The organism is Demequina sp. NBRC 110054 (assembly GCF_002090115.1).
In the GTDB taxonomy this organism is placed as follows: domain Bacteria; phylum Actinomycetota; class Actinomycetes; order Actinomycetales; family Demequinaceae; genus Demequina.
Window position 1 is genome coordinate 1 of the sequence record NZ_BBRK01000002.1, and the last position, 616, is coordinate 616.

Below are 616 nucleotides of genomic sequence, written 5' to 3' on the forward strand. Positions count from 1 at the left end.
CCACACCGCGGCTCATCTCGCCCGTGGTCGCGGTCTGCTCCTCGACCGCCGACGCGATCGTCATCTGGAAGTCGTTGATCTGCTTGACGATCTCCGAGATCTCGTTGATCGCCTCGACAGCACCACCGGTGTCCTCCTGGATGGCAGCCACGCGACGCGCCACCTCCTCGGTCGCCTTGGCCGTCTCCTGCGCCAGGTCCTTGACCTCGCCCGCCACGACCGCGAAGCCCTTACCGGCCTCGCCGGCACGCGCAGCCTCGATCGTCGCGTTCAGCGCCAGCAGGTTCGTCTGCTCCGCGATCGTGGTGATCACCTTGATGACATTGCCGATCTCCTGCGAGGAGGCACCCAGCTTGCCGACCTGATCGTTCGCGGACTCCGCCACGGTCGTGGCGTTGGCCGCCACGCGCGCCGCCTCGTTGGCGTTGTGGCTGATCTCCTTGATCGACGCACCCATCTGCTCCGCACCGGAAGCGACGGTCTGCACATTGCGGTTGACCTCATCGGCAGCGTTCGCCACCACACCAGCCTGGGTCGAGGTCTCCTGCGAGCCCGCAGCCACCTGAGCGTTCGCCGCCGACAGCTCCTCCGCCGCAGCCGCGACAGTCTGCGCGGA

Annotated in this window: 1 protein-coding gene; it reads right to left on the reverse strand. The window is 67.5% G+C overall.

Annotated elements, in window-relative coordinates; translation table 11 throughout:
• A partial coding sequence (locus B7K23_RS00010) for a methyl-accepting chemotaxis protein (RefSeq protein ID WP_234996341.1) occupies positions 1-616 on the reverse strand: 616 nt, incomplete at both ends.